The following is a 3,033-nucleotide window of genomic DNA, read 5'->3' as shown; positions in this document are numbered from 1 at the left end:
CGTCGTCGCTCGACGCCTTGACGACGCCGGCCGACTGGAGCTGCTCGAGCAGCGCGGCTGCCGGGCGATTGAGCTCGGCAGCCAACTGGGCGACGGTGGTCACAGCCATTGTGAATATCCTTGCTTGGTACTTGCAGTGCGGCGTTCGATCGGGCGTTGGGGCATCAGGTCGATCAATGTCAGGTCGTGAACCAATGTTCGCGTGCCTTCATGATCAGTTCCTTGGCCTTGTCTTCGTCGATGCCGGCAATTTCGGTCAGTTCGTCGACCGCGAGGTCGGCGAGGTCGTCGCGCGTGTTGATCCCGCTTTCGGTCAGCTTCGGGATCAGGGCCGCATCAAGCCCCTCGAGATCGCGCAGGTTCTGCGACACGTCTTCCATTTTCTCTTCGCGGGCGATCTCCATCGTCAGCAAAGCGTCTTTGGCCCGCGTGCGCAGCTCGTTGACGGTGTCTTCGTCGAAGCCCTCGATCTCGAGCATTTCCTGCATCGGGACGTAGGCCACTTCTTCCAGGCTGCTGAAGCCTTCGGCGATCAGGATGTCGGCCACTTCGGCGTCGACGTCGAGCTTGTCGACGAACAGCTTGCGAACGCTGTCGGACTCCTCGTTCTGCTTCGCCTGCGATTCCTCGGCCGTCATGATGTTGATGCGCCAGCCGGTCATCTCGGAGGCCAGGCGCACGTTCTGGCCGCCGCGGCCGATCGCGATCGCGAGGTTCTCCTCGTCGACGACGACATCCATCGCGTGGCGCTCTTCATCGACGACGATCGACTGCACGTTGGCCGGCGCCAGCGCGCCGATCACGAACTGCGCCGGGTCCTCGGACCACAGCACGATGTCGACGCGTTCGCCGGCCAGTTCATTGGTGACCGCGTTGACGCGCGAACCGCGCACGCCGACGCAGGTGCCGATCGGGTCGACCCGCTTGTCGTGCGAGATCACGGCGATCTTGGCGCGCGAACCGGGGTCGCGGGCACAGGACTTGATCTCCAGCAGGCCCTGCTCGATCTCGGGCACTTCCTGGGCGAACAGTTCGATCATGAAACCGGGCGCGCTGCGCGACAGCACGATCTGCGGGCCGCGCAGGGTCGCGTCGACCTCGGCGATGAAGGCACGCACGCGGTCGCCGGAACGCAGGTTCTCCTTCGGGATCATCTCGCTGCGCTTCAGGCGCCCTTCGACCCGGCCGGATTCGACGATCACGTCGCCCTTGTCCAGGCGCTTGACGGTGCCGACGAAGATCTTCTCGCCGCGCGACAGGAAATCGTTGAGCAGCTGCTCGCGCTCGGCGTCGCGGATCTTCTGCAGGATGACCTGCTTGGCCGCCTGGGCGCCGATGCGGCCGATCGACACGGATTCGACCGGCTCCTCGATGTAGTCGTCGACCTCGATGTCGTCGATCTGCTCGAGCGCCTCGAACAGCAGGATCTCGGAGTCGGGCAGCTGCAGGCCGGCCTCATTGGGGACCACGTGCCAGCGGCGGAAGGTCTCGTACTCACCGCTCTCGCGGTCGACGGTGACGCGCATGTCGACCTCGCCGCCGTGCAGCTTCTTGCTGGCAGAGGCCAGCGCAGCCTCGACCGCGCCGAACACGACTTCGCGATCCACGCTCTTCTCGCGCGAGATGGCATCGACCAGCATCAAGAGTTCACGATTCATTATTACGATCTCCGTCAACGTCTTCGGCCTGCACGTCGGCTCCGTCAGGCACAGCAGCCGGCTGCGCAAAGCGCCGGCCCTTGAAATCGAGGACAGGCACCAGATGGGCCTCCCGCACTTCCTCGAACGAAAAATCCAGGGCCTGGTCGACCTTGCCGTCGTTGAACACCAGGCGCCATTGCTCTCCCAGGGCCTCCAGCACGCCGCGGAATTTCTTGCGGCCCTGGAACGGCACCTTCAGCGTCAACTCGATCTCCGAGCCGGCGAAGCGCTGATAGTCAGCGGGCTTGTTCAGCGGCCGGTCCAGTCCCGGCGACGACACTTCCAGGCGCTCATAGGCGCAACCCTCGACCTCCAGCACGTGCTGCAGCTGGCGGGTCACCTTCTCGCAATCCTCGACGACGATGAATTCGCCGTTCGGATCATTCTGCAGGCGGTCGATGAAGACACGCAGCAAACCCTTGGGGCTGCGCTCGCAACTCACGAGGTCGTAACCCAACCCGGTCACGGTGCGTTCAACAACGGCTTGCCAATTCATCCAGCGAGTGTCTTCAGAGGTTATGAAAATGTGAAGAAGCAAAAAAAATGGGCTGGAAGAATCCGCCCATGCAGTTTTCTTGCGAAAGACGCATTGTATCCCGGTGGCGGACTACCCGGCAAGGGTTGTGAGAGTCAAGCGCGAGTGCGTGCCAGAATGAGCACCCCCTTTTGACGAATACCAGACTGGAGACTCCATGGGATTCCTGGCCGGCAAGCGCTTCCTGATCACCGGCGTTCTGTCCAACCGCTCGATCGCCTACGGCATTGCACGCGCCTGCCGGCGCGAGGGTGCCGAACTGGCTTTCAGCTACGTCGGCGAACGCTTCCGGGACCGCGTGGCCGAGTTCGCCGCCGAATTCGACTCCACGCTGTTGTTCGATTGCGATGTCGCGAGCGACGAGCAGATCGACGCGATGTTCAACCAGCTCGGCGAAACCTGGCCGCAATTCGACGGTTTCGTCCATTCGATCGGTTTCGCCCCGCGCGAGGCGATTGCCGGCGAATTCCTCGACGGCCTGTCGCGCGAGGCCTTCCGCATCGCCCACGACATCTCCAGCTACAGCTTCCCGGCGATGGCCAAGGCAGCCGCCTCGCGCCTGTCGCCGAAGGCCGCCCTGCTCACGCTGAGCTATCTGGGGGCGGTCCGCAGCGTTCCCAACTACAACACGATGGGCCTGGCCAAGGCCTCGCTCGAGGCCTCGGTGCGCTACCTGGCGGCCGGCCTCGGCCCGAAGGGCGTGCGGGTCAACGGCATCTCGGCCGGCCCGATCAAGACGCTGGCGGCGTCAGGCATCAAGGGCTTCGGCAAGATCCTCGAGGTGGTCGAGCAGAACGC

General features: G+C 63.9%; 4 protein-coding genes. 1 reads left to right on the top strand and 3 read right to left on the bottom strand.

Annotation, left to right across the window (positions count from 1 at the left end):
* From AC1D15_RS24495 to rimP, 3 genes are all read right to left on the bottom strand, one after another.
* Positions 1–109, bottom strand: a 109-nt coding sequence (locus tag AC1D15_RS24495) for a translation initiation factor IF-2 N-terminal domain-containing protein (RefSeq protein WP_477828019.1), incomplete at its 3' end; no start/stop codon positions are given.
* A 70-nt stretch (positions 110–179) separates the two neighbouring features.
* Complete coding sequence (nusA, locus tag AC1D15_RS24490; RefSeq protein ID WP_047512533.1) at positions 180–1,658, bottom strand: transcription termination factor NusA; 1,479 nt, start codon at positions 1,656–1,658, stop codon at positions 180–182.
* A complete protein-coding gene (gene rimP / locus AC1D15_RS24485) occupies positions 1,648–2,196 on the bottom strand; it encodes a ribosome maturation factor RimP (protein ID WP_047512530.1) in 549 nt (182 codons plus the stop codon). The genes nusA and rimP overlap by 11 nt, the downstream gene beginning before the upstream one ends.
* Positions 2,197–2,392: 196 nt before the next feature.
* On the opposite strand from rimP, the gene AC1D15_RS24480 reads away from it, so the two are divergent.
* On the top strand, positions 2,393–3,033 hold a 641-nt coding region (locus AC1D15_RS24480), incomplete at its 3' end, for an SDR family oxidoreductase (protein WP_477828018.1).

The organism is Rhizobacter sp. P2_H2 (assembly GCF_056403375.1).
The sequence above is the reverse complement of the archived record's forward strand: the minus strand, read 5'-3'. Positions and strand labels throughout refer to the sequence as shown.

Excerpts from the sequence above, each read along its gene's own strand:
- nusA (WP_047512533.1), bottom strand. The coding sequence starts at position 1,658 with ATGAATCGTGAACTCTTGATGCTGGTCGATGCCATCTCGCGCGAGAAG.
- rimP (WP_047512530.1), bottom strand. The coding sequence starts at position 2,196 with ATGAATTGGCAAGCCGTTGTTGAACGCACCGTGACCGGGTTGGGTTAC.